At 46.9% G+C, this 22,187-nt stretch carries 23 protein-coding genes and 1 rRNA gene; 16 read left to right on the top strand and 8 right to left on the bottom strand.

The genetic code is table 11. The annotated features are described in order from the left end of the window. A 5S ribosomal RNA gene (gene rrf / locus ACXAGX_RS20285) occupies positions 1 to 86 on the top strand; the annotation flags it as partial. A 104-nt stretch (positions 87 to 190) separates the two neighbouring features. On the opposite strand, the gene ACXAGX_RS20280 is transcribed toward rrf, so the two are convergent. Further along, positions 191 to 796: a hypothetical protein gene (locus ACXAGX_RS20280; protein WP_474840637.1), complete on the bottom strand. Its 606-nt coding sequence runs from the start codon at positions 794 to 796 to the stop codon at positions 191 to 193. A gap of 380 nt (positions 797 to 1,176) precedes the next feature. Between ACXAGX_RS20280 and ACXAGX_RS20275 the strand changes: the two genes are divergently transcribed. The 8 genes from ACXAGX_RS20275 (at position 1,177) to ACXAGX_RS20240 (ending at position 8,847) form a co-directional block, all read left to right on the top strand. Further along, positions 1,177 to 2,727: a methyl-accepting chemotaxis protein gene (locus tag ACXAGX_RS20275; protein WP_474840635.1), complete on the top strand. Its 1,551-nt coding sequence runs from the start codon at positions 1,177 to 1,179 to the stop codon at positions 2,725 to 2,727. A 198-nt stretch (positions 2,728 to 2,925) separates the two neighbouring features. Beyond that, a complete protein-coding gene (locus ACXAGX_RS20270; protein ID WP_474840633.1) occupies positions 2,926 to 3,357 on the top strand; it encodes an HvfA family oxazolone/thioamide-modified RiPP metallophore in 432 nt (143 codons plus the stop codon). Between the two features lie 27 nt (positions 3,358 to 3,384). Then, positions 3,385 to 4,236 (top strand): HvfB family MNIO-type RiPP peptide maturase, encoded by an 852-nt coding sequence (locus ACXAGX_RS20265; protein WP_474840631.1) that lies wholly within the window; start codon positions 3,385 to 3,387, stop codon positions 4,234 to 4,236. Further along, positions 4,233 to 4,976 carry an HvfC family RiPP maturation protein gene (locus ACXAGX_RS20260; protein WP_474840629.1) on the top strand — a complete coding sequence of 248 codons (744 nt, stop codon included), beginning with the start codon at positions 4,233 to 4,235 and terminating at the stop codon, positions 4,974 to 4,976. The genes ACXAGX_RS20265 and ACXAGX_RS20260 overlap by 4 nt, the downstream gene beginning before the upstream one ends. A gap of 106 nt (positions 4,977 to 5,082) precedes the next feature. Further along, positions 5,083 to 5,205, top strand: a complete 123-nt coding sequence (locus tag ACXAGX_RS20255) for a hypothetical protein (RefSeq protein WP_281182394.1) — start codon at positions 5,083 to 5,085, stop codon at positions 5,203 to 5,205. Between the two features lie 15 nt (positions 5,206 to 5,220). Next, positions 5,221 to 5,757 carry an adenine phosphoribosyltransferase gene (apt, locus tag ACXAGX_RS20250; protein ID WP_070125172.1) on the top strand — a complete coding sequence of 179 codons (537 nt, stop codon included), beginning with the start codon at positions 5,221 to 5,223 and terminating at the stop codon, positions 5,755 to 5,757. Positions 5,758 to 5,772: 15 nt separating this feature from the next. Next, positions 5,773 to 8,484 carry a DNA polymerase III subunit gamma/tau gene (dnaX, locus tag ACXAGX_RS20245; RefSeq protein WP_474840627.1) on the top strand — a complete coding sequence of 904 codons (2,712 nt, stop codon included), beginning with the start codon at positions 5,773 to 5,775 and terminating at the stop codon, positions 8,482 to 8,484. Between the two features lie 36 nt (positions 8,485 to 8,520). After that, complete coding sequence (locus ACXAGX_RS20240) at positions 8,521 to 8,847, top strand: YbaB/EbfC family nucleoid-associated protein (protein ID WP_070125170.1); 327 nt, start codon at positions 8,521 to 8,523, stop codon at positions 8,845 to 8,847. Positions 8,848 to 9,097: 250 nt separating this feature from the next. On the opposite strand, the gene ACXAGX_RS20235 is transcribed toward ACXAGX_RS20240, so the two are convergent. Continuing rightward, a complete protein-coding gene (locus ACXAGX_RS20235; protein ID WP_474840625.1) occupies positions 9,098 to 9,652 on the bottom strand; it encodes a PEP-CTERM sorting domain-containing protein in 555 nt (184 codons plus the stop codon). 533 nt (positions 9,653 to 10,185) lie between these two features. Between ACXAGX_RS20235 and recR the strand changes: the two genes are divergently transcribed. The 5 genes from recR (at position 10,186) to ACXAGX_RS20210 (ending at position 15,503) form a co-directional block, all read left to right on the top strand. Continuing rightward, a complete protein-coding gene (gene recR / locus ACXAGX_RS20230; protein WP_474825061.1) occupies positions 10,186 to 10,785 on the top strand; it encodes a recombination mediator RecR in 600 nt (199 codons plus the stop codon). 159 nt (positions 10,786 to 10,944) lie between these two features. Beyond that, positions 10,945 to 12,867, top strand: coding sequence for a molecular chaperone HtpG (htpG, locus tag ACXAGX_RS20225; RefSeq protein ID WP_474825060.1), 1,923 nt, complete (start codon positions 10,945 to 10,947; stop codon positions 12,865 to 12,867). Positions 12,868 to 13,178: 311 nt separating this feature from the next. Continuing rightward, positions 13,179 to 13,823, top strand: coding sequence for an adenylate kinase (gene adk / locus ACXAGX_RS20220; RefSeq protein WP_474825059.1), 645 nt, complete (start codon positions 13,179 to 13,181; stop codon positions 13,821 to 13,823). 132 nt (positions 13,824 to 13,955) lie between these two features. Beyond that, a complete protein-coding gene (locus tag ACXAGX_RS20215; RefSeq protein ID WP_070125166.1) occupies positions 13,956 to 14,351 on the top strand; it encodes an MAPEG family protein in 396 nt (131 codons plus the stop codon). Between the two features lie 30 nt (positions 14,352 to 14,381). After that, positions 14,382 to 15,503 (top strand): alanine racemase, encoded by a 1,122-nt coding sequence (locus tag ACXAGX_RS20210; RefSeq protein ID WP_474840623.1) that lies wholly within the window; start codon positions 14,382 to 14,384, stop codon positions 15,501 to 15,503. Positions 15,504 to 15,507: 4 nt separating this feature from the next. On the opposite strand, the gene ACXAGX_RS20205 is transcribed toward ACXAGX_RS20210, so the two are convergent. Continuing rightward, entirely contained in the window at positions 15,508 to 16,359 is an 852-nt protein-coding gene (locus ACXAGX_RS20205) for an SDR family oxidoreductase (protein ID WP_474825057.1), read from the bottom strand. 163 nt (positions 16,360 to 16,522) lie between these two features. Here ACXAGX_RS20205 and ACXAGX_RS20200 point away from each other — a divergent pair, with 163 nt between their 5' ends. After that, positions 16,523 to 17,410: a LysR family transcriptional regulator gene (locus ACXAGX_RS20200; RefSeq protein WP_474840621.1), complete on the top strand. Its 888-nt coding sequence runs from the start codon at positions 16,523 to 16,525 to the stop codon at positions 17,408 to 17,410. 102 nt (positions 17,411 to 17,512) lie between these two features. Here ACXAGX_RS20200 and ACXAGX_RS20195 read toward each other — a convergent pair whose 3' ends face one another. The 4 genes from ACXAGX_RS20195 to lepB all read right to left on the bottom strand — a co-directional run bounded on the left by ACXAGX_RS20195 (position 17,513) and on the right by lepB (position 20,662). Beyond that, positions 17,513 to 18,523: a hypothetical protein gene (locus tag ACXAGX_RS20195; protein WP_474840619.1), complete on the bottom strand. Its 1,011-nt coding sequence runs from the start codon at positions 18,521 to 18,523 to the stop codon at positions 17,513 to 17,515. 322 nt (positions 18,524 to 18,845) lie between these two features. Next, the gene (locus ACXAGX_RS20190; RefSeq protein WP_474825054.1) at positions 18,846 to 19,295 is read right to left on the bottom strand and encodes an Hsp20 family protein; all 450 of its coding nucleotides are present in this window, start codon (positions 19,293 to 19,295) and stop codon (positions 18,846 to 18,848) included. Between the two features lie 122 nt (positions 19,296 to 19,417). Then, positions 19,418 to 19,864, bottom strand: a complete 447-nt coding sequence (locus tag ACXAGX_RS20185; protein WP_474840617.1) for an Hsp20 family protein — start codon at positions 19,862 to 19,864, stop codon at positions 19,418 to 19,420. A 153-nt stretch (positions 19,865 to 20,017) separates the two neighbouring features. Then, the gene (gene lepB, locus ACXAGX_RS20180) at positions 20,018 to 20,662 is read right to left on the bottom strand and encodes a signal peptidase I (protein ID WP_474825052.1); all 645 of its coding nucleotides are present in this window, start codon (positions 20,660 to 20,662) and stop codon (positions 20,018 to 20,020) included. Between the two features lie 197 nt (positions 20,663 to 20,859). On the opposite strand from lepB, the gene ACXAGX_RS20175 reads away from it, so the two are divergent. Then, entirely contained in the window at positions 20,860 to 21,600 is a 741-nt protein-coding gene (locus ACXAGX_RS20175) for a substrate-binding periplasmic protein (RefSeq protein WP_474840615.1), read from the top strand. Here ACXAGX_RS20175 and hisIE read toward each other — a convergent pair. Then, entirely contained in the window at positions 21,566 to 22,186 is a 621-nt protein-coding gene (gene hisIE / locus ACXAGX_RS20170) for a bifunctional phosphoribosyl-AMP cyclohydrolase/phosphoribosyl-ATP diphosphatase HisIE (protein ID WP_474840613.1), read from the bottom strand. The two genes, ACXAGX_RS20175 and hisIE, sit on opposite strands and share 35 nt — an antisense overlap. Position 22,187: the final 1 nt, after the last annotated feature.

The raw sequence follows: 22,187 nt of genomic DNA, 5'->3' as shown, positions 1-22,187 counted from the left end.
GATCCCATTCCGAACTCAGAAGTGAAACGCGTTAGCGGCGATGGTAGTGTGGGGTTTCCCCATGTGAGAGTAGCACACCGTCAGGCTCCCAATTCAAAAAAAGCCCGCTCATTCGAGCGGGCTTTTTGTATTTCTGAAAATACAAAAAAAGAAGTTACATTACGTAACTTCCGTATGAAATGATGCCTGTTTATTCGAAGATCAGAGTGCTCTCGCCAGGCACAACTGACAAATCATATTTGCCGTAATCTTCTTGTCCTGGGCAATTATTAACAGTACCGCTTAAACTAATTGTACCGCTGGTCAAATTCTCATATTGCCCAGTTGCTCCAACCAGGTTCACATACTCAAGAATTTCCATCGGTGAACCTGTAGAACAGAAAAGATCGCCTGAGACTGGATAAAACACGTCGTTCTCTGAGCGAATAACGGTAGAGCGATCATCATCTATCATCACGTGGGAAACCACAGGACCCACAGTGTAAAGGTTAGACACGTCAATCGTGCCCTTCAAACTACCAGTAATGTGTACATACTTTCGAACGCGGAGTTTGTCGCGCCACGGAAGTTGGTTCCACTCCGTATTTTTTAATAAAATAGAGTATGTACCTAATTGTTCGAGTTTGGTTGGATCAGATGATATATCAAAGGTTTCAACTGAACCTGAAACTACCGTGTAGCTACCTTGCACAACTCGACTAGCGTTATGCTTAGTGTCTGATTTCTTTGCTGATGCATTAGCGGAAAAGCCGAGAAACGCTATCATTGTGGCCATAGCGAGGGTCTTAATTTTCATAAATATCCTTTTATTCTTTCCAGAGTGTGAGTGCGACTTGTTTTGAAGTTAAGCTGCGGTAAGCGTAATGCTTCACCATATTCAAATCTAGTTATGTAAACTGTGTCAATAGTTATACGAGCGTATTGTAGATGACACCTTTTCATATTACTGAAATCCCAAGTATTTAGCTCACAAGTACCACCAGTCGTCACTTCTATCATGTTTACAAAGTGATAGTTTTTCACTCAATATAGGACGTTTATTTTTAACTTACGGAAATTCGGCGTTGAAGCGAAACATCTGTAATAAATACTACTAATGTCGATAGGTTATGCTTCCGTAAATTTCCATAACTGGTCTATAGTTAGGTTATAAAAGTTAACAGGATGTTGTTTGAAGTGAAAAACTCTATTGTTATCGGTATTGTTGCAGCTGTCGTGGTGGCGGTGTGCGGATTTTTGCAATTAGCTTATTGGTGGATAGCGATGTGCACAGCACTCGCTGTTGTACTGGTGTCTGCTGTACTCGTTAACATTTCCTCTGAACAAGAACCAGAAGGACATGGCACTGAGGTAAATATTGATCCTCAGCTAGGTGAATCCATTAGTCAGTCGGCTAGTCGCATCGCCATCGGGGGGGCAACCGTTTCTCATTTTCTCGATAAGTTAGCTGAGGTGTTTAAGAATCAGGCGAATAATGTACAGGGTATTGCTACGAGTATTCGACATCTTGAAGAGGGTAATCAGCAGTTAGTGTCATTTGCTACCGACGCGCAGTCGAAGATCCAGGCGGCAGACAGTAAAACCCAAGACTGCAAAGATTCTCTGCAAAAACTGGTGCTTCAGCAAGAGCAATTGAAGCAAGAAATTGAATCGTCTTCAGACATGTTGGCCACGTTAAAAAGTAAGGCAGATTCGATAAGCGGTATTACCACAACCATTAATTCTCTTGCCGATCAAACCAACATGTTAGCGCTTAATGCGGCAATTGAGGCGGCCCGTGCAGGAGAGCAGGGCAGAGGTTTTGCCGTGGTTGCTGATGAGGTGAGGGATCTCGCACAAAAAACCACGAACGCAACGCAGGGGATTGACGATGTGCTCAATGAAATTAATCGTTATAGTCTATCCTCAGTGGACGCCATCGGCAAAGTATCCGTAGCTAACTCGTCAATGTCTGAAGTGATAAATCAGATTTCCACAGTCATTGAAGAAACCAGTATTATTTCTGCTGAAGCAGCAGATTCCATGGGGCAGGTCGCTAATACAGTGGGCGTTCATGGAGAGACAAATCGCGGTATTTCCGTAAATGCCGATTCATTGCATGAAAATACACAGCACTTGGAAGGTGATCTTATTGAGGTATCTGAGAAAGTCATCGCACTGAGTTATCAGACCGAAGGGATTTTCCGTTTACTACAGAGCTTCGAAGTGAATGATAGGAACGGGCAAGTTCAGCGCATTGCCGTTGAAACTGCTGCAAAGATTGGTCAGCTATTTGAATCATCGATCGCATCTGGAAAAATCAGTGAGTCTGATTTATTCAATTTTAACTATCAGCCTGTCGCCGGGACGAATCCGCAAAAGTTCACAACCCAGTTTGATAGCTTCACCGATAACTTGCTTCCTCAGATTCAGGAGCCTATCCTCGAGCAGAATAATTTCATAATTTATGCTGGCGCTGTCGACGTGAACGGTTATTTTCCAACCCATAACCGGAAATTCAGTAAACCGATGACCGGTGATTACGACGTCGACTTGGCACAAAGCCGAACCAAGCGTATTTTCGATGATCGCACAGGGTCACGATGCGGAAAGAACACCGAATCATTTTTGCTACAAACTTACAAACGGGATACCGGCGAAGTGATGCATGATTTGTCGGCCCCCATTTATGTGAAAGGCCGCCACTGGGGCGGCTTCCGAATTGGTTATAAAGCCATGGACAGCTAAATAGCGTTGGTGACTTTTCCTCATAATACTTAAAGCAGCTTTTGGGCTGCTTTTTTATTATCTCAAATGTTTGCTTACTTTCATTTCATACGATGAAAGTATTACCTCTAATAGTCGGTCTCTTTAAATAACCTGACATAAACAGCATGTGGTGATTCAAACGCTACTGCTGTTATTCATTCTTTGAGGACAAGACAAATGAGTAATTTTAAACGTACTTTATCTCTCGGCATTGTAAGTGCAGCGGTGATGGGCAGTGGTTCTGTGCTGGCAGATTCAAACCCATTCGGGCAGCAAACACTCGAGTCAGGATATATGCAGACGTTTGTCGAAGGCAAATGCGGCGAAGGTAAATGTGGTGGTAAAGAAAAGAAAACAGAAGAAGGGAAGTGCGGTGACAAAAAGGCCATGAAAAAGATGGCTGAGGAAGGAAAATGTGGTGAGTCAAAACCTTCAGCTGATAAAGCCATGAAAGACAGTAAAGCGATGTCGGAAACCATGGCAAAAAAAGCCGCTGAGGGAAAATGCGGTGAAGACAAGAAAATGAAAGAGGGAAATTGCAGCGCTATGAAAAAAGCTGACAAAGAAGGGAAGTGTGGAGAGGGTAAATGCGGTGCGAGCAAGCGCTAAGATAATCACAAATATAGGAGCAAGGCGATGAATTTACACGGTGCCGGTCTCGGACTTCGTCGTGAAATGCTGCCTTCGCTCCTGCCCAATTTACCGTCTGAAGTGGATTTTTGGGAGTTGGCACCGGAAAACTGGATCCCCATGGGGGGAAAGTTTGCGCGTCAACTTCGTGATTGTACTTCTCAAGCCACAACGATTGCCCATGGATTGTCACTGTCTATTGGTAGTCCAGATCCTCTCGATATCCAATTTGTCAAAGCAGTAAAAACCTTTTTAGACGGCCACAATATTCAGCTATACAGTGAACATTTAAGTTACTGCTCCTCAGAAGGTCATCTATACGATTTATTACCGATCCCGTTTACGGAAGAAGCGGTTCAACATGTGGTAGACCGCATTAAGCGGGTACAAGATATAATCGAGCGCCCATTAGTACTGGAAAATGTCTCGTATTATTATCAACCTCATGGGCAACTCACTGAATTGGAATTCATTCTGGCTGTGCTTGATGGCGCAGATTGCCAGCTGTTGCTCGATGTGAATAATCTCTACGTAAACAGCATCAACCACAAATACGATGCTGCTCAATTTCTGCAGGCACTGCCATCGTCGCGGATTGCATTGGGACATATTGCGGGGCACTTTGACGAAAGTGAAGCGCTAAAAATAGATACCCATGGCGATGCGGTATGTGAACCGGTGTGGTCGCTTTTGGCGCAAGCATATACCGTGCACGGTGTGTTTCCTACCTTGCTAGAGCGCGATTTCAATCTGCCGCCGATGGCTGAATTACTTGGTGAAGTTTCCCGCATCAAAGATATCCAGGAAACTGCCGCCTTTCACCAAACTTCCAAACGGGGGGAAGGTAAATCGGCATGAATAAAACATTCGAAGAGCAATTCGCATTCGCCAGGGCTGTACGTGATCCTTCCGTAAAATATGGTGCCGATACTGCTGAGACGAGGCAGCGTTTGGGTGTTTATCAACAATTGGTTTTAAACAACATCACCCAGTTTGTCGATTCTGCTTTTCCGGTTTTGAAGTCATTTATTCGTGAGGAACAATGGCAATCGATACTTCGCCATTTTGTTATCCATCATCGATGTGATAGCCCTTATTTTGTAGACATCAGTAAAGCATTTCTTGAATATTTGCATGATAATCACGCTATTACCACATCACTACCCGCATTCGCCCGAGATCTCGCGCATTATGAATGGATGGAAATCGACATCGCTACCCGACAAGAATCGTTTCCTGTAAATGTAAACCTCAATACTGCCCACCGATTTACCTTGTCGCCATTGGCAGAAGTTGTCAGCTATAACTATGCGGTACATCAAATCAGTGCAGAGCACGCCGGCAGAGACCTTGCCGCTAATCCTCACCACTACTGTGTTTATCGTGATGAGAACGATGAAGTACAATTTTCTGTACTCACGCCGGCATCAGCGTTGTTGCTGGGCGTTCTGGCTGAATCCGAACAGCCCTTAACCGAAACGTTAATATTGCACCATCTCGAAAGTCTCGTTGAACCCGCCGCCATCAAACGATTGAAGCCTTACATCGCAACAACATTGCACGCATTTTGTGAAAAGAAAATAGTCTTCATGTGCTGAGGTTGGATTAACATTCTTGGCTATAATGGACATTAGCTCTGTTATTCGAACAGTGTTTCGATTAACATTTACGACCATTTTGACTTAAAACTTTCAGGTAATGATTATGGCTGATAACGGCGAGTTTAAAGAAGTGTTTAACTGGTGGTACTTTCTGGCAATCCTTGTCACGTTAGTCGCTTTCCCTCTGGCACATATTATCGCTGGCTGGTTCACTTTCTGGCTGTAATCATAAGGCAAAGAAGTGACTGCTGAATATATAAAATCTGTAATAAAAACTGTACCCGACTATCCCAAACCCGGCATCATGTTTCGTGATGTCACCAGCGTGCTGGAAGACCATAAAGCGTTCACCGCTTGCGTGGCTATGCTGCTTGAACAATATCAGGGCATAACCTTCGACAAAGTTGCAGGCACTGAAGCCCGAGGCTTTTTGTTTGGTGCGCCGCTGGCCTTGGAAATGGGTGTGGGATTCGTTCCTGTGCGCAAACCCGGTAAATTGCCTCGTGAAGTGGTGAGCGAATCTTACGAACTGGAATACGGCAAAGATACGCTGGAAATCCATAAAGACGCAATAAAGCCAGGCGACCGTGTGCTGCTAATCGATGATCTGCTGGCAACCGGCGGAACCATTGGTGCATCCGCAAATCTTATTCGACGCTTGGGCGGTGTGGTTGAGCACGCCGGGTTCGTGATTGGTCTGCCAGATCTTGGCGGCTATGACAAGCTGACTGCGCTGGGTATCGAATGCTACTCAATTTGTGATTTTGAAGGTGAATAAGGAAAACTTGGTTTTATGAGTTATCAGGTTCTGGCAAGGAAGTGGAGACCAGGGAAGTTCAGTGAGCTTGTTGGTCAGGAACACGTTGTTACTGCCATCGCCAACGCATTAGATAACGACCGCCTTCACCATGCTTATCTGTTCACCGGCACCCGTGGTGTCGGTAAAACAACTATCGCACGAATTTTTTCAAAAAGTCTGAACTGCGAGACCGGGCAGGGCGCTAATCCTTGCGGCGTTTGTGATACGTGTCGCGAAATCGAGCAAGGCAACTATGTCGATTTACTCGAAATCGATGCGGCGTCCCGTACCAAGGTAGAAGACACCCGGGAACTACTCGACAACGTGCAGTACAAGCCAACTCGGGGGCGCTATAAAGTGTACCTGATTGACGAAGTACACATGCTTTCCAAGCACAGCTTCAATGCGTTATTGAAAACACTGGAAGAGCCACCTCCCCACGTTAAGTTTCTGCTGGCGACTACCGACCCGCAAAAGCTGCCTATTACAATCTTATCCCGTTGTCTGCAATTCAATTTGAAGGCGTTATCTCGGGAGCAAATATCTGGACAGCTTGATCATATTTTGCAGCAAGAGCAGATCGGTTTTGAGCCCGCTGCGCTAGCGCTGCTGGCCCGTGCTGCACAAGGCAGTATGCGTGATGCGTTGAGTTTGACAGATCAAGCCATTGCCCAGGGCGACAATCAAGTATCAGCGTCGGTCGTCACCGACATGCTAGGTCTGATGGATCGCCATCAAGTGCTTAAGTTACTTTTTGCCCTGGTGAAGAAAGACGCAGCTGAATTATTGGATATTGTGGCACAAATGGCTGAGCAGGCACCGGATTTTGGTCAGGTGTTGGCAGAGCTATCTAGTTTGCTACATCAAATTGCGCTCACGCAGTGGGTGCCAGATGCTTGTAAATTGGAAACCACCTCGGCTAAAGCCATTTATCAACTGGCGAAGGCCATGCCAGCAGAGCAGGTGCAACTGTTCTATCAAATTGCGCTTCAGGGTAAGAAAGATTTACCGTACGCGGTAGATGGCCGTTCTGCACTGGAAATGACACTGCTGCGCATGATGTCTTTTGCACCCGTTCCACCAAATGACGGTAATCTTGAATTGATTGTTGAAGGTGATGGGGCACAGTTAACACCTGTTAATTCAGCGCAAGCTGCTCCTGCATCGTCTTTTACCCAAGCCTCAACTGCGATGCAGAACTCCGCCGAGCCCGAGACTGAGTCAAAGTCAGAGCCCGAGGCTTCAACTGTAACGTCGTCTGCAGCTCCTGAAGAAAGCGTGCAGTCTGAAACTCCCAGTGTTAACAGTGCTGAAAGTACGCAGGAGCCGGAAGCAATGGCTTCTGAGGACGTTGCCGATGATGAACCGTCGGTTGCCTCATTAGAGGCAGAGCAACAAGACATTGAGCAGATAGCGAACAAGCTTCGTCAATCTGCTGAAACTGTGGCGCCCAAACCTCAGCCACAAGTGGTGCCTGAGAAGGTAAGCGAATCACAACAACAGCCTCATCCATCGCAACCCCAAGAAGAGAGTCAGGCTGGTGCTGCACCTGAATCTGAACCTGAACAATCGGTTGATCAATCTTTTAAGCACGCAGATAATGCGCCGCCGCAATGGGATGATATTCCAACGTCCCATTATGATGACATGCCAGCGCAGGATTACGATGATGAAGCATACATCGATGATTATCCTTTACCCGATAATCAGCGCGGGGCTGCTCAAGTGTCTGCTCCGGTAGATAATACGGCTTCACTCACGTCAATTGAAGAAATGCTCGCTTTACGTCAGAAACTCAAAAATGGACGTAAAGAGGCTGATGAGTCACCGGCAAAAAAGCAGCAAGCGGATAAAGCCGATACATCCGAACGCGTTCGCAGATTAAGTCAGCGAGGGGGCCAACAGCCGGTTACGTCGTCTGACGCTATCGGTCCTGAACAATCCGAAGTCGTTCAGCCTTCATCCCATGAGATAAATCAACAAGCCGTACCGCAATCGGAAATCCAACCTCCTGCTGCTGAAGAGCCGCCACCATGGGCTATCGATGAGATACCTGCACAGCCGTCATCGATGGACGATCAGGTTCATGCCGAAACGCCTGCGGACGCTCTAGAATCTGCTGATAATGCGACATCGACACATGTGGCCGAAGTGGTAAATAGCACTGAAAGTGTGTTGCCTACTGAATCTGAACAATCGGGATCAGATAGCGATGAACAACAGCCCTCGGTATCAGAACAAACGTCTGAACCGGCCAAACCTGTTGTACAAAGCGTAGATAAAGACGCGCTTCCAGCATATCTACCTGACGGCACGAAATTGCTGCTTGGCAGACAAATCGATAGTTGGAGCGAGCGCGTAGCCAGCCTGGGTCTGGTTGGTCTGACGAAACAAATCGTACTTAATTCAGCATTTTCGCAAAATGGTGAGCAAGTGACGCTTGAATTAGACCAGAGTCAGAGCCATCTAATAAACGATAATGCGATTGCCCAGCTCACTGATGCGCTGTCCAGTGCATTAGGACAGCCAGTGAACGTAGAAATTGTTTACGGGCATCCACAACAAACACCGTTATCGCTGCAGGCACGTATAGATACCATGCGTCAGGCTTATGCCCACGAAGTAGTGAGTAACGACGAAAAATTTACGACATTGCGGGATGTTTTCGCTGCCTCGGTACTTGAAGATACCGTTCAGCCCCGCTAATGCAATTCCAATCAATTTAGAAAGAGAGAATCGACCATGTTTAAAGGTGGAATGGGAAATATCATGAAGCAGGCGCAACAGATGCAGGAGCGCATGCAGAAAGCCCAGGAAGATCTGGCAAAAATCGAAGTGACCGGTGAAGCCGGTGCCGGTCTGGTAAAAGTGACTATGACCTGTAACCACAACGTACGCCGTGTTGATATTGACGAGTCGTTGATGGACGACGACAAAGACATGATTGAAGATCTGGTTGCGGCTGCATGTAACGATGCGGTTCGTCGCGTACAGGAAACCAGCAAAGAAAAAATGGGCGATGTAACTGGTGGCATGCCACTGCCTCCTGGCTTCAAAATGCCGTTTTAATTGCTTCCCCCTTATTTATTGCCCTGTAGACTGTAAATTTACTGTTCTCTTGATGGGGTCAAATGGGGGAAACGAGAAGATCAAAAAAAGCTCTAGTTTTTGGCTAGAGCTTTTTTGTTTTTTGAAACGTTATTCTGACGATGTTTAGTATTTTCGAAAGATAAAATCGTTTCTTTTGATCAGAATTTAATGAATCAAAATTTACTGCTTATCGTGTAGCTGCGAGCAACAAAATAAGCGGTCTTCAAGTTTAAGACCGGCGTCTAAATGCTAATGTTGCAAGGCCCAATAGAAACATCAGTCCTGTAGCTGGTGCTGGTACGGTAGTAGTACTTGCATCAGTAAACGTTAAATCGTCCCAGCCAAAAGTACTTGGCGAACTGGTAACCACAAGAGAATACGCGGTACCAGTAAAGCTGATATTTGTAAAATCAAAATTATTTGGGTCATTAGTCGTTAAGATTGATGACGAAAGCAAGTTACCGGAACCGTTTAGGCCATCGAAAAGAGAAATTGTGACATCTTGGAAAGCGCCATATGAGAAATTAACCCCAGTAATGATGCCATCTAAAAAGTTCACGTACGAAACACTCTCTAGTGAAACAGCAAAATTGGGGGCTGACGTTTCACCGTAATTTGAAATAACTAACCAATCACTTGGTTCAAACTCTACACCAATTGATGAATAGAAGTCGTCGACAGTATCGCCGGTCGTTATATCGTCAAAATCAATTAAAGTAGCTTGAGCGTTTAAAGATGCCCCTAACAGAGCAACAATCATAAAAATAGATTTGAAAAACTTCATCGTACTTCCTTTACAATATAATAGTGTTAGTTTGGATCACTTTGGGTTTGTTCTTTTATCGCACAAAATGTGCCAATTATCGAATGTTGTACAACTAACTGAATTTGTTAGAAATGTACGGGGTGTCGCTTAATGCTATAGTTAAAATTGTCATCATGTGTAAAAATTTATGACAAGCTTTAAGCGTATTTTGTCTGGTATAACGTGATAAACCACAAATCCTCACTTCCTCATATATTTTGAATCTGAGCTTTTACGATAGTGTTTGATACGCGATAACTACGCCTATCCTACGTTAGAAATCGCAATGGCGTACCTTGATGTTGAATTAGGGTACGCGTAAGGTTGGTCTTTCCCAGTTAGATGAGTACATAGCTAAGCGCAAGAACACTCTTTCCTGATGCGCGGTGGGAACAAAAAGAGATATAATTAGTGATGAAAACAATGATTGCAGAACTACAGGCCACAGAATATCCCATGTCAGCACAAACAATGACTGAAGCCCATTCATCTCCCAAATGCCGTTTTAACCAATGAAATTTAGTCCGCTTCTTGGTGAGCTTATCAGTGCGCTCACTTGTCTGCCCGGTGTGGGCAATAAAAGTGCCCAGCGCATGGCGTTTCACTTGCTGGAACGTAACCGCGATGGCGCAATGAAACTGGGTACTGTGCTGCACAATGCCATGGAGCATATTCAGCATTGTCAGCAGTGTCGTACGTTTACCGAAGATGAGGTGTGCGAGATTTGTCGTTCGCCGAAACGTCAGGAAGCGGGCGTACTGTGTATTGTGGAAAGTCCCCAGGATGTACTGGCGATTGAGCAAACGCTGTCGTTTGGCGGTACTTACTTCGTGCTGATGGGGCATTTGTCGCCCATTGATGGCATCGGCCCTGCGGATATTGGCTTAACTGAACTGGAAACCCGTCTTAAACAGGAACCCGTGTCGGAAGTTATTCTTGCCACTAACCCCACGGTGGAAGGTGAGGCCACTGCCCACTATATTGCGCAGATGTGTAACGCGCTGGATATCACTGCTAGTCGCATTGCCCACGGTGTGCCGGTAGGTGGTGAACTGGAATACATCGACGGCAGCACACTCACACACGCATTCTCTGGTCGTCGTAAGCTTTAATTGCTGATCTTTTGCTCTGTCAGCTGCGTTGCTGGCAGAGCCGCATCCTACTAAATTCATCAAATCTGATAAAAACCCTACTTTTCAGGTTGAAATTATTTCTGCCGACCTTACTTCCTACTCTGAAAATTGTTTCAAACAGCTAGGAGATTCTGGTTTATGGCTGAAGCAGCCCAACAAGAAAAACATGGTTTTCAGACTGAAGTAAAACAGCTTCTGCAACTGATGATTCACTCTTTGTATTCCAACAAAGAAATCTTCCTGCGTGAGCTGGTGTCTAACGCCGCCGATGCGGCCGACAAGTTACGCTTCCGCGCGTTGGAAAATGCAGCGCTGTACGAAGGTGACGGCGAGCTGAACGTTAAGCTGAGCGTCGATGCCGACGCGGGCACCATCACCATCGCCGATAACGGTATCGGTATGAATCGCGAAGAGGTTATTGCTAACCTGGGTACGATTGCTAAGTCCGGTACCAAAGATTTCTTCAGCAAGCTGTCTGGCGATGCCGCCAAAGACTCGCAGCTGATTGGTCAGTTCGGTGTGGGATTCTACTCGGCATTTATCGTTGCCGATAAAGTTACTGTTCGCACACGTGCAGCAGGCGCTGATGCATCGGAAGGCGTTGAGTGGATTTCAGACGGTGAAGGCGAATTTACCGTGGCTGAAATTAACAAGCCTACACGCGGTACTGAAATCACGTTGCATATCCGTGAAGACGAAAAAGAGTTTGTTGATGCATGGCGTCTGCGTTCTATCATCGGCAAATATTCTGACCATATCAGCATTCCAGTTTTGATGTGGAAAGATGAAGTCCCTGAGCAGGATGGTGAAGACGGTGAGAAAATCCCGGCTGTACCAGGCGAATGGGAAAGCGTGAACAAAGCGACTGCGCTGTGGACACGTGATAAGTCAGATATCTCTGAAGAAGAGTACAAAGAATTCTACAAACACATTTCTCACGACTTTGCTGATCCGCTGTCGTGGGCGCACAATAAGGTGGAAGGTAAGAGCGAGTATACCAGCCTGCTTTACATCCCAAGCAAAGCGCCGTTTGATATGTGGAACCGTGAACAGAGCCACGGCCTGAAACTGTATGTACAGCGCGTATTCATTATGGATGACGCTGAGCAGTTCATGCCAACTTACTTGCGTTTCGTGAAAGGTTTGCTGGACTCCAATGACCTGCCGCTTAACGTTTCCCGTGAAATTCTGCAAGACAACAAAGTCACCCAGACACTGCGTCAGGGCTGCACCAAGCGTGTACTGCAGATGCTGGAAAAAATGGCCAAGAATGACGGCGAGAAGTATCAGTCATTCTGGAGCGAGTTCGGTAACGTTTTGAAAGAAGGCCCGGCTGAAGACTTCAGCAACAAAGACAAGATTGCGGGTCTGCTGCGTTTCTCGTCTACCCATGATGAGTCTGATGCACAATCTGTGTCGCTGGAAGATTACATCAGCCGAATGAAGGAAGGTCAGGACAAGATTTATTTTGTAACTGCAGACAGCCTACAGGCAGCGAAAACCAGTCCGCACCTGGAAATCTTCCGCAAGAAAGGCATTGAAGTACTGCTGATGGGCGAGCGCATTGACGAATGGTTAATGTCTCACCTGACTGAGTTCAACGAGAAGCAATTCCAGTCTATCTCTAAAGGCGACCTGGATTTAGGTGATCTCGACGACGAGGAAACCAAAAAAGCCCAGGAAGACGCCGAGAAAGAAGTTGAAGGTGTACTGGAACGTGCCAAGACTGCACTGGGTGAAAAAGTTATCGACGTGAAATTCACTCACCGTCTGACAGAATCTCCTGCGGTAATTACTGCCGACGAGAATGGCATGACGACGCAAATGATGAAGCTGATGCAGGCTGCTGGCCAAACTGTGCCAGAGGTGAAATATCACTTCGAACTGAACCCTGAACATCAGTTAGTTAAAAAGCTGGCTGACGTGCAGGATGAAGCGTTGTTTAGCCAGTGGGTTGGCGTACTGTTCGACCAGGCGGCATTGTCAGAGCAGGGCAGTTTGAAAGATCCCGCTAGCTTTGTTCGTAACCTGAACAGCTTGCTGATGAACATGGCGAAATAACGCCATCGTTTCAAATGTAAACATAGTAAAACGGGTCTTAATGACCCGTTTTTATTGTAATCATCATCAACATTTATTTAGCCACGTAATGTTACTGTAAAACAACGGCTTAATTGTTGTTTTATAAACATAATGTAGTCTGGCCTGAAAGTTTTACAAGTCCCTTCCATCTGCTGTTATAGTAGTACTATTGTTCATAAAGCATGCGACATAGGTCGTATTATCTGATTCAGCCTCTGCTCTGGACTTGTTTCGCTTTCTCTTAGTGTGTAAAGTGCCGTCAGTTAAGAAAATAAAGCGGAGAGCGCAAAATGCGAATCATTCTTCTCGGCGCACCAGGCGCTGGTAAAGGCACTCAGGCTCAATTCCTGATGGGTCGTTATGGTATTCCTCAGATCTCTACCGGTGACATGTTACGTGCAGCCATTAAAGCAGGCACTGAGATGGGTCTTGCCGCCAAGCGCGTCATGGACGAAGGTAAGCTGGTGTCTGACGACATCATCATTGGTCTGGTTAAAGAGCGTATTGCTCAGGACGATTGTGAAAACGGTTTCCTGTTGGACGGTTTCCCGCGCACGATCCCTCAAGCTGATGCGATGAAAGAAGCTGGCGTGAACGTTGATCACTGCATCGAGTTCGATGTGCCAGATGACGTTATTGTTGAGCGTATGGGCGGCCGTCGTGTTCACCCTGCATCAGGCCGTGTTTATCACGTTGTTTACAATCCACCTAAAGTGGAAGGTAAAGATGATGAGTCGGGCGACGATCTGATCATCCGTGATGACGACAAAGAAGATACCGTTCGCGCACGTTTAGGCGTTTACCATGAGCAAACTGAGCCGTTGGTAAGCTACTACTCTGCAGAAGCCGAAGCCGGTAACTGCCAGTACCACAAACTCGATGGTACCAAGCCAGTAGACGAAGTCAGTAAAGAGCTGGCTGAACTGCTAGGCTAAGTCACACAGATTGAAAAGGTCGCAAGTTGCGGCCTTTTTTTGTGCCTGTCTGTCAGAATAGGTAAAACATTTTGCCTGTTACCCGTTAAATTGACAGAATAACAATAACCAGAATAAAGATAACTGACGACTATGAGTTTTCCAATCACCGCGTTTTATGCCAGTTTGCTGGCCCTGTGCTATATCTATCTGTCATTTGCTGTTATTAATGTTCGCCGTAGCGCCCAAATTGGTGTAGGCGACGGTGGCAATGCCGAGCTGGCGCGAGCTATCCGAGTGCACGGTAATTTCAATGAATATGTGCCCTTAACGCTCATCCTGCTAGCTTGCCTGGAAAGCTTGCATCCACAACATTGGGTGATCCATGCTGGCGGTTGTGCGTTATTGTTCGGCCGCATTCTTCATGCGTATGGCCTGCGTTTGAGTGAAGGCGTGAGTTGGCAGCGATTATCAGGGATGATCCTGACGTTTCTGTCTATGCTGTTTCTCGCCTGCGCGAATTTATTTATGATTCACTACATTATTTAATCAACAGGATTTGATTCCAATAAGGGGCGTATGACCTTACTTTCTGCTTTGATCACCCCAGCTTGTGTCATCGACATAAATCGTCTTGAGCAAAACAGCGAACGGATGCTGGCAAAATGTCGCACTGTAGATTTGCCGTTGCGCCCTCATGTTAAAACACTAAAAAGTACTCAAGCTGCTGCGATTTATGCGCCTTTACCCTTTGCAATCACGGTTTCTACCCTGGCGGAAGCCCGCTATTTTGCCAATGCAGGCTATCAGGATATTCTCTATGCCGTGGGCCTAACGCCGAACAAGTATGAGGCGGTAAACAGACTACTCGCCGACGGCGTAGCGATAACCGTCGCCGTAGATAATCCGTCAGCTGTCGATGCCTTAACGCGTGCCAGCAGTTTGTTCTGCAAGCCGCTCAGTGTAGTCATAGAACTGGATGTGGATGATCATCGCGCTGGCATCGCCCCCGAAAGTGATACGCTGCTTTCCATGGCAAAACAAATCAATGATGCTGAACAACTTGCGTTCTCTGGCGTGATGGCACATGCAGGCGCGTCTTACGGCTGCAACACGCAAGCTGCGCAAACTGCCATGGCCAAGCAGGAATGTGAACGTACCGCAATGGCCGCAGAGCGATTAGCCGATGCAGGCTTGCCTTGCCGCGTGGTTTCCGTGGGTTCTACGCCAACGGCATTGTCAGACTACAAGCAAACGGGCATAACTGAAATTCGTGCAGGGGTTTATGCCACCTTTGACCTGGTAATGGCAGATCTAAACGTTTGTGCAGTGGAGGATATTGCATTATCGGTGCTAACTACCGTGATTGGGCATCAGCCGGACAAAAATTGGGTATTGGTTGATGCAGGCTGGATGGGACTTTCCCGTGATAAGGGAAGCAACAATCATGGTTATGGGCTGGTGGCAGATGCGGCCGGCAAGGTGCTTGATGGCTGGTATGTGAGTATGACTAATCAGGAACATGGTATTATCGAGCATAAAGATAAACTGCCAATTCCAGACGGTCTGTTCGAATTTGGCAGTCAGCTTCGAATCTTACCGAACCATGCCTGCGCTACAGCAGGGCAATATCGTAAGTACTTCGTTACCCGCGATAATCAAACCGTCAGCGAAGTCTGGGACAGCGCCGACGGTTGGTAAGTCGTTATACCGCTTGTCTCAACAAGTCAGTGATTGACGGCGTTGCACGGCCAATGAGTTCGTGCAGCGTGTTGCTTGAACCACTTAAATCTCCTTCTTTCGCGTACTGTTCTGAATTCGCCAATACCCCGGCCAGACCAGCAGGAAGTCCCGCCACATCTGTTAAGAAGTGTTGATATTCATCCGGTGTCATAGGATGATAAGCAATGTCTTTACCCGTGACCGCGCTGATAGCATCTGCGTAGCCCTGCAACGTAAACGACGCGTCGCCTGCCAGTTCATAAACGTTACCCACATGCTGGCTGACGTTATTCAGCACCACCGCGGCCGCTTCCGCGTAATCATTTCTTGTTGCCGTGTCGATGCGGCCATAGCCTGCAGCACCCGCGAGAACACCAGAGTCAATCACAGCTTGTACACCCTGAAGATAGTTTTCAGAGTACCAGCCATTTCGCAGGATCACGTAAGGAATACCAGATTCTTTGATGAGCTGTTCGGTGGCCTTGTGTTCTTCTGCCAGCGCGAGTTTAGACGTATCTGCTCGCAGCAGGCTAGTGTACACTATGTGGGAAACACCCACTTTCTTCGCCGCGTTAATAACATTGGTGTGCTGAGGCACGCGGCTACCCACTTCACTGCCCGAAATCAGAAACAGCGTGGTTACACCATGCAAGCCATGCTCAAGGGTTTCAGGGGTATCGTAGTTAAACGCTCGCGCCTCAATGCCGGGGTTCAATTGCTTCGCTTTCTCCAGTGACCGCACCAGAGAGACGATGGTATCGGCAGGGATTTTGTTCAGCAGATTTTTAATTGTCAGTTGGCCTAATTGACCTGTTGCGCCAGTAATTCCAATCATTTTTAGTTACCTCGTATTCTTAAAAAAATCGAATTTGAAAAATTAGTTTAATTTGTCGGTGTGTTGCTCGATGAAATTATTATGAGGTAACATCGGTGTATTAATAAGTAGGACAAAAAAGAATGCAGTGTTCTGGTTTTGAGTACAATTGGTGGCAAGGTTGATGGACTATCAATACCTTCGACATCTGGCCATTTTTTGTGTGGTGGTTGAGGCGGGTAGCTTTGCTGCTGCCGCCAGAGCGCTGCACACCAGTCGTTCCCGTGTGAGTGAGCAAATTGCCGAGCTGGAAAGTGCATTGGACAGCCGTTTACTTCAGCGCTCGACCCGTCAACTCACCGTTACCGAGGAAGGGAATCGGGTGTATGCGCGGGCGAGGGTGCTACAGGAAGTCTTGCAAAACATCGACAGTATTACGGCGTCAGAGCACCCCGTAGGACGGGTGGCTATCACTGCCAATCACGATATCGCCCATAAATTTGTTATGCCTGCGCTGGTGGCCTTCAAAGCGCAGTATCCCGACGTCTACGTGGATTTTCTGGTCAGCGATGAACGCATAGATCTGATCCACGACAAGGTCGACTTAGCGGTGCGTATTGGTATTCCGAAAGATGCTTCGTTAATAGCAAGAGTATTGCACGAAGAGGCTTTTGCTTTATACGCACAGCCTGAAATGCTGGCGAAATATGGTATGCCTGAAAATGTTGAAGGCTTAACCGATCTGCCTTGGGTATTGCTGGATTTGCCGAATTGGAATAACTCGGTAAGGTTGCATAACGCGTCAGGTACCCGCGTTATCACCCCAACAAATTACCACCGTTGTAATTCACCTATGCTAATTCATAAAATGGCCGCATCTGGGCTGGGTGTGGCATCTTTTTTACCCTCTACGGTTCAGGATGAGGTGGATTCTGGGGCGTTAACACCGATATTTACCCAGTGGCGTGGTGAACGATTGGCGTTTTCCTTGGTGTACCCGTCGCGCAAACACATTCCCCAGCGCACCCGGGTATTAATTGATTTTCTGGTCGCTTACGGCATGTTTAAATAAGCAGCGCTGACTGCTGCTACCCAAAAGATTTTGTCACTAACATTCTTCGCGTAACAATGCTTTGGATATGAATCGGGCAGCTTACTCGCTGCCCGTTTTTCATTAGCTAACTGAGTCAATAAAGTTGCCCAGCCTGTCTGTCGACCCTTGGTCTGCTTGCAGGCGATTCGCTTCACGCTCTGTTTCATCCTCTAGTCGCTGCTCGATGTCGTCAAGTTCACTTTGTAGAGAGGCATCATCCACTTCGATAATTTCTAGCATTTCGCGCAGAACATCCGCTTCTGCCCGGAGTAGTTGTATGGTGTCAGCTAAATCCTCATTCCCGTATGGATCTACTGTGGCTACGTCTTCCAGCGTTTCAATGGCCGTAGACTGTACCTCAGTTACTTCAGTCGCTGTGGTGACCGGCGCTGCCCCTTCGAGGTTTTCATCCGGCGCATTTAAATCCGTTGTCTGATCGAAGTTCAGTCGGATTGCCAGTTCCTCCTCGTCATCCGCCAATGCAGTGCGGCGTGACGGATCTCCCGCCACTTGATCATAATTGTCAGTCGCGGGCTGTTGCAGCGCCTGCTCATTGCGAAGTTCATCGGTTGCTTCGCGTTCAGCCTGCAACCTTGCAGCATCACGGCGATTCGCTAACTGTTCCTGTGCTTGAAGTTGGTCTTGTTCCTGCAACGCGAGTCTTCGCTCACGTAGAGCTTCACGTTCTTCACGTAGTTGTTCCAAGCGTTCATCAGAACGGGCTTCGGCCTGTCGTCGCTCATCCTGACGCTCATCCAGTTCACGCAATATCTGCTGGCGATTTTCTTCACGAGCTGTACGACGTTGCTCTATTTCATCGTTACGCTCTGCACGACGTTCAGCCTCTTGGGCTTGTCGTTGCTCTATCTCGTCCTGTCGCTCTTCCTGGCGTCGGACTTCCTCGCGACGTATTTCCTGCTCACGTATGTCTTGTTCACGTACTTGTTCGCGTTGTTCATCTGCCTGCAGCGCTTCAGCCGGTGCAACGGCCGCCGTCGCTGTAGGTTCTTCTGTAGTCGCTTCGGATTCCTGGGCATGTCTTCTAGCTTCTAGTTCAGCCTGTGCTAGTGTGGGTAATTGATTAATGGTCATCGGTTACTCCTTAAGCTATCTGGCTCGTTGAATACGCTTCAACAAAAAACAGTTATGCTTTAAGCGCTGCATCTTAAATGCCAGTACGCTGTATTCATCGGAATATATCTAAGAGTTGAAAACTTAATTAATTTCAGTGTATTGCAAGTTATCTACTGCTTCTTTTTTTAAATAGTTCAGAGAGAAGAACCGGCGTGCTATGAAAATAGTATCTTCAGCTGTAACTATTACCGGATGAAAATGCGTTTCAGGAAGCGGGTTTATAAACGCAGAATACAAAAACGGCACCCGAAGGTGCCGTTCTCAATTCTTCTGCTGTTAGTTATTCAGCTTTGTGTTCGATGGCCGCGTTGCCAATCTCAATTTTGCGGGGCTTTTTCGCCTCAGGGATAACTCGCTCGAGATCCACACTTAGCAAGCCATTTTCCAAGTTCGCGCCGGTAACATTCACATGGTCGCCAAGCTGGAATTTGCGTTCAAAGTTGCGCTCAGAAATCCCCTTGTGCAGAAATTTACGGGCTGCATCTTTTTCATCGTCCGGTTTCTTGCCGGTGACGGTGAGGGTGTTTTCTTGCACTTCAATGGTAATGTCATCGTCGGCGAAGCCTGCTACAGCCATAGAGATGCGATATTTATTTTCCTCTAGCAACTCAATGTTGTAAGGAGGGAACGCACTCTGGCTTTCAAAGCGGGTGGCGTTATCAATAAAAGAAGCCAGACGGTCTGAGCCGATGAATGAACGGTAAAGTGGTGATAAATCAATAGTACGCATGGTCATATCCTTTCAATTAAGCAATATGTAAAGTTGTCAGCCCCGAATACGGCAGCTGGTTTTTTAACGGTATCGGCTCAACGGAAACCGATACCGGAAATCAATAACAAAGTATTTAAGGCTTATTCAGCGGAATCTGATGCTGGTTTGCCAATTTCAACACGACGCGGTTTTTTCGCTTCTGGCACTACCCGTGCGAGTTCAATGTGAAGCAGCCCGTGTTTTAAATCTGCACCGGTGACTTTCACATGGTCACCCAGTTGGAACTTACGTTCGAAGCTACGCTCAGACAGGCCTTTATGCAGGAACTTTCTCTCTGCGGCATTTTCCTGTTGAGCTTTTTTTCCGCTTACGGTTAAGGTGTTGTCTTGTGCAACAATTTCCACTTCGTCAGAAGAGAAGCCAGCAATGGCCATGGAAATGCGGTATTTATCATCGCCCAGTAATTCAACATTGTAAGGGGGATAGGTGCTTTGGCTTTCAGAGCGTGAAGCGGCATCCACTAAAGATGCTAGGCGGTCTGAACCAATAAAAGAACGGTAAAGTGGAGATAGATCGATAGTACGCATAGTCATATCCTTTTTATAAAGCAATATGTTTAAAATGTTTGCCCCGACATAGCGGCAGCGGTTCTGTCGACCTTGCTATCAAGCGCCGACAATTACTATGTAGGTGCTAAAAAAAACTTTTCAACACCTCCAAGTAAAAAATTTTAAATTTTTTTATTCAAGCGTCTGAAATGTGCGTGCGAGCCTTGGTATATAGGCGTTGTCGTTATCCAGTGAATAGGCGATGTGCGAGGCTTTGCCGATGATTTCATCCATAGGAATAAAGCCATGTACTCTGGAATCTGCTGAGTTATTTCGGTTGTCGCCCAGCACCAACACATGATGTTCCGGTACAGTTACCGTATTGAAGGAGGATAGCGGCGAGCCGGTTTTGTCCAGATGGATCTGATGAAGCACTTCACCCAATTGCTCCTGCTTATCTTCATCATCGCCGGAATAGTGTAGGGGCTGATTGTTCAGATACAACACGTTGTTGCGCATGGCGATGCGGTCGCCGGGCAAGCCCACTATACGTTTAATCAAGCGATTGTCTGCAGCTTTACTGTCGAAAACGATGATATCTCCACGGGAAGGGGAGCCAGTCTCTGTTAGGCTGATGTCGGTGAAAGGCACTTTGACATCATAAGCCAGTTTGTTCACAAAAATTCGGTCGCCAACCTCAATAGTCGGCTCCATGGAACCGGAGGGAATGTAATACCAGTCCGCCACACCGGCGCGAACAAACAACATGAGTCCCAGAAAAATAAAAAACGATTTATTTTCCTGCCAGATCTTTTTCAGTGAGAGTCCTTTTTTCATCTTTTCCTCTGTGTCGATAATTGCTCATGGCTTAGAGCGCTAAGCGGGTTGTATTGTTCAGTTGCAGATGTAACAAATTCTTTCAAATCGTGGCTGAGTTGCCTGGTAGGCTTCCTGTAATCCATTAAAGGCTTAGGCTGCTATTCTTGTAAAACAGTGATATTGTATGTTTTATAATCATAATTCATTGATGCAACATGCGCTTATTTACTGCCCTGTTTATTTTGTTTCCGTGGTTCGCTTATGCGCAATCACCGCGACTGTCTGTGGTCACAGAGTCATCACCGCCGCTTCACTACGTAGATAAATATGGGCGTGTGGCGGGGGAAAGTACCGACAAAGTTCGCCAGATCCTTAAACTTGCTGCATTGGACGCCGATTTTTCCGTTTATCCCTGGGCGCGCTCGTATACCCTGGCGGAGAAAAATGCCGATACACTCATCTTTTCACTTGCTAAAACTGCAGATCGGAAAGATAAGTTTTATTGGATAGCCAAGGTATCGGAATTTCACTTATCGGTAGTCGGCCTTCGGGATGAAGCACGGGCAAACAAATTGGTTACCATGGATACCATTTCACGTTTTACCTTCGCCGTGCAGCGCGACGATGTGGCACATGATTGGTTGGTCGAGCAGGGGTTTACCGAGGGAGATAACCTCATGGTGTGTGCCGACATTCAGTGTTCGTGGAATTTTCTGGTTCGTGGGACAGTAGATTTTATCATTGAGGACCCGTCTCTTATTGCACCCATGGCAAAACGATTAAACATCAACGGGGAAGAGATTGTACCGGTGACCGATATTCCAGAGCTGGCGTTAACGGGCTATCTCGCGGCGAGTAAAGGTACTGACAAAGCAGTGGTACAGCGCCTGAAAGACGCTGCACAGCAGCTTGGCATCAATGCTACTTCTGATGACGAGCACGTAGCACAGCAATGACATCGTCCATGGACATATCGCTGGCTTGAAGTAATACGGTTAGGTGATACAGCAAGTCAGCCGCTTCATTTTTTAACTCTTCTTTGTCTTGCACCGTCGCTGCAAGCGCGGTTTCCACGCCTTCTTCACCCACTTTCTGGGCAATGCGTTTGATGCCTTTACTGTACAGAGATGCCGTGTAGCTGGAATCCGGGTCGGAAAACTTGCGATCCGCCAGTACCCGCTCAAGATCTGCCAGGAAACTGAACGAAGCCGGGTTATTATCGAACCAGCAGCTTTCCGCGCCAGTGTGGCACGTTGGGCCCTTAGGACGAGCCAGAATAAGCAGGCTGTCGTTATCGCAGTCGCTGCCCACTTCTACCAGATTCAGTACGTTGCCGGATTCTTCGCCTTTCATCCACAAACGCTGTTTAGAGCGACTGAAAAAAGTGACTTTTTTCGTGTCCAGCGTCGTTTCCAGTGCTTCCGGGTTCATATAACCCTGCATCAGTACCTTGCCAGACACCGCATCCTGCACGATAGCCGGGAGCATATTGTCCATTTTATCCCACGCCAGTTGCGTCAGATTTTCTTTAGTAATAATCATT

It is taken from the genome of Alteromonas sp. ABV4_515, from assembly GCF_056160345.1.
The sequence above is the reverse complement of the archived record's forward strand: the minus strand, read 5'-3'. Positions and strand labels throughout refer to the sequence as shown.

What these genes read in the sequence shown, in the direction of transcription:
- ACXAGX_RS20280 (WP_474840637.1), bottom strand. Translation starts at nt 796, where the DNA reads ATGAAAATTAAGACCCTCGCTATGGCCACAATGATAGCGTTTCTCGGC.
- ACXAGX_RS20270 (WP_474840633.1), top strand. Translation starts at nt 2,926, where the DNA reads ATGAGTAATTTTAAACGTACTTTATCTCTCGGCATTGTAAGTGCAGCG.
- ACXAGX_RS20265 (WP_474840631.1), top strand. Translation starts at nt 3,385, where the DNA reads ATGAATTTACACGGTGCCGGTCTCGGACTTCGTCGTGAAATGCTGCCT.
- ACXAGX_RS20260 (WP_474840629.1), top strand. Translation starts at nt 4,233, where the DNA reads ATGAATAAAACATTCGAAGAGCAATTCGCATTCGCCAGGGCTGTACGT.
- ACXAGX_RS20255 (WP_281182394.1), top strand. Translation starts at nt 5,083, where the DNA reads ATGGCTGATAACGGCGAGTTTAAAGAAGTGTTTAACTGGTGGTACTTT.
- dnaX (WP_474840627.1), top strand. Translation starts at nt 5,773, where the DNA reads ATGAGTTATCAGGTTCTGGCAAGGAAGTGGAGACCAGGGAAGTTCAGT.
- ACXAGX_RS20240 (WP_070125170.1), top strand. Translation starts at nt 8,521, where the DNA reads ATGTTTAAAGGTGGAATGGGAAATATCATGAAGCAGGCGCAACAGATG.
- ACXAGX_RS20235 (WP_474840625.1), bottom strand. Translation starts at nt 9,652, where the DNA reads ATGAAGTTTTTCAAATCTATTTTTATGATTGTTGCTCTGTTAGGGGCA.
- recR (WP_474825061.1), top strand. Translation starts at nt 10,186, where the DNA reads ATGAAATTTAGTCCGCTTCTTGGTGAGCTTATCAGTGCGCTCACTTGT.
- htpG (WP_474825060.1), top strand. Translation starts at nt 10,945, where the DNA reads ATGGCTGAAGCAGCCCAACAAGAAAAACATGGTTTTCAGACTGAAGTA.
- adk (WP_474825059.1), top strand. Translation starts at nt 13,179, where the DNA reads ATGCGAATCATTCTTCTCGGCGCACCAGGCGCTGGTAAAGGCACTCAG.
- ACXAGX_RS20215 (WP_070125166.1), top strand. Translation starts at nt 13,956, where the DNA reads ATGAGTTTTCCAATCACCGCGTTTTATGCCAGTTTGCTGGCCCTGTGC.
- ACXAGX_RS20210 (WP_474840623.1), top strand. Translation starts at nt 14,382, where the DNA reads ATGACCTTACTTTCTGCTTTGATCACCCCAGCTTGTGTCATCGACATA.
- ACXAGX_RS20205 (WP_474825057.1), bottom strand. Translation starts at nt 16,359, where the DNA reads ATGATTGGAATTACTGGCGCAACAGGTCAATTAGGCCAACTGACAATT.
- ACXAGX_RS20200 (WP_474840621.1), top strand. Translation starts at nt 16,523, where the DNA reads ATGGACTATCAATACCTTCGACATCTGGCCATTTTTTGTGTGGTGGTT.
- ACXAGX_RS20195 (WP_474840619.1), bottom strand. Translation starts at nt 18,523, where the DNA reads ATGACCATTAATCAATTACCCACACTAGCACAGGCTGAACTAGAAGCT.
- ACXAGX_RS20190 (WP_474825054.1), bottom strand. Translation starts at nt 19,295, where the DNA reads ATGCGTACTATTGATTTATCACCACTTTACCGTTCATTCATCGGCTCA.
- ACXAGX_RS20185 (WP_474840617.1), bottom strand. Translation starts at nt 19,864, where the DNA reads ATGCGTACTATCGATCTATCTCCACTTTACCGTTCTTTTATTGGTTCA.
- lepB (WP_474825052.1), bottom strand. Translation starts at nt 20,662, where the DNA reads ATGAAAAAAGGACTCTCACTGAAAAAGATCTGGCAGGAAAATAAATCG.
- ACXAGX_RS20175 (WP_474840615.1), top strand. Translation starts at nt 20,860, where the DNA reads ATGCGCTTATTTACTGCCCTGTTTATTTTGTTTCCGTGGTTCGCTTAT.
- hisIE (WP_474840613.1), bottom strand. Translation starts at nt 22,186, where the DNA reads ATGATTATTACTAAAGAAAATCTGACGCAACTGGCGTGGGATAAAATG.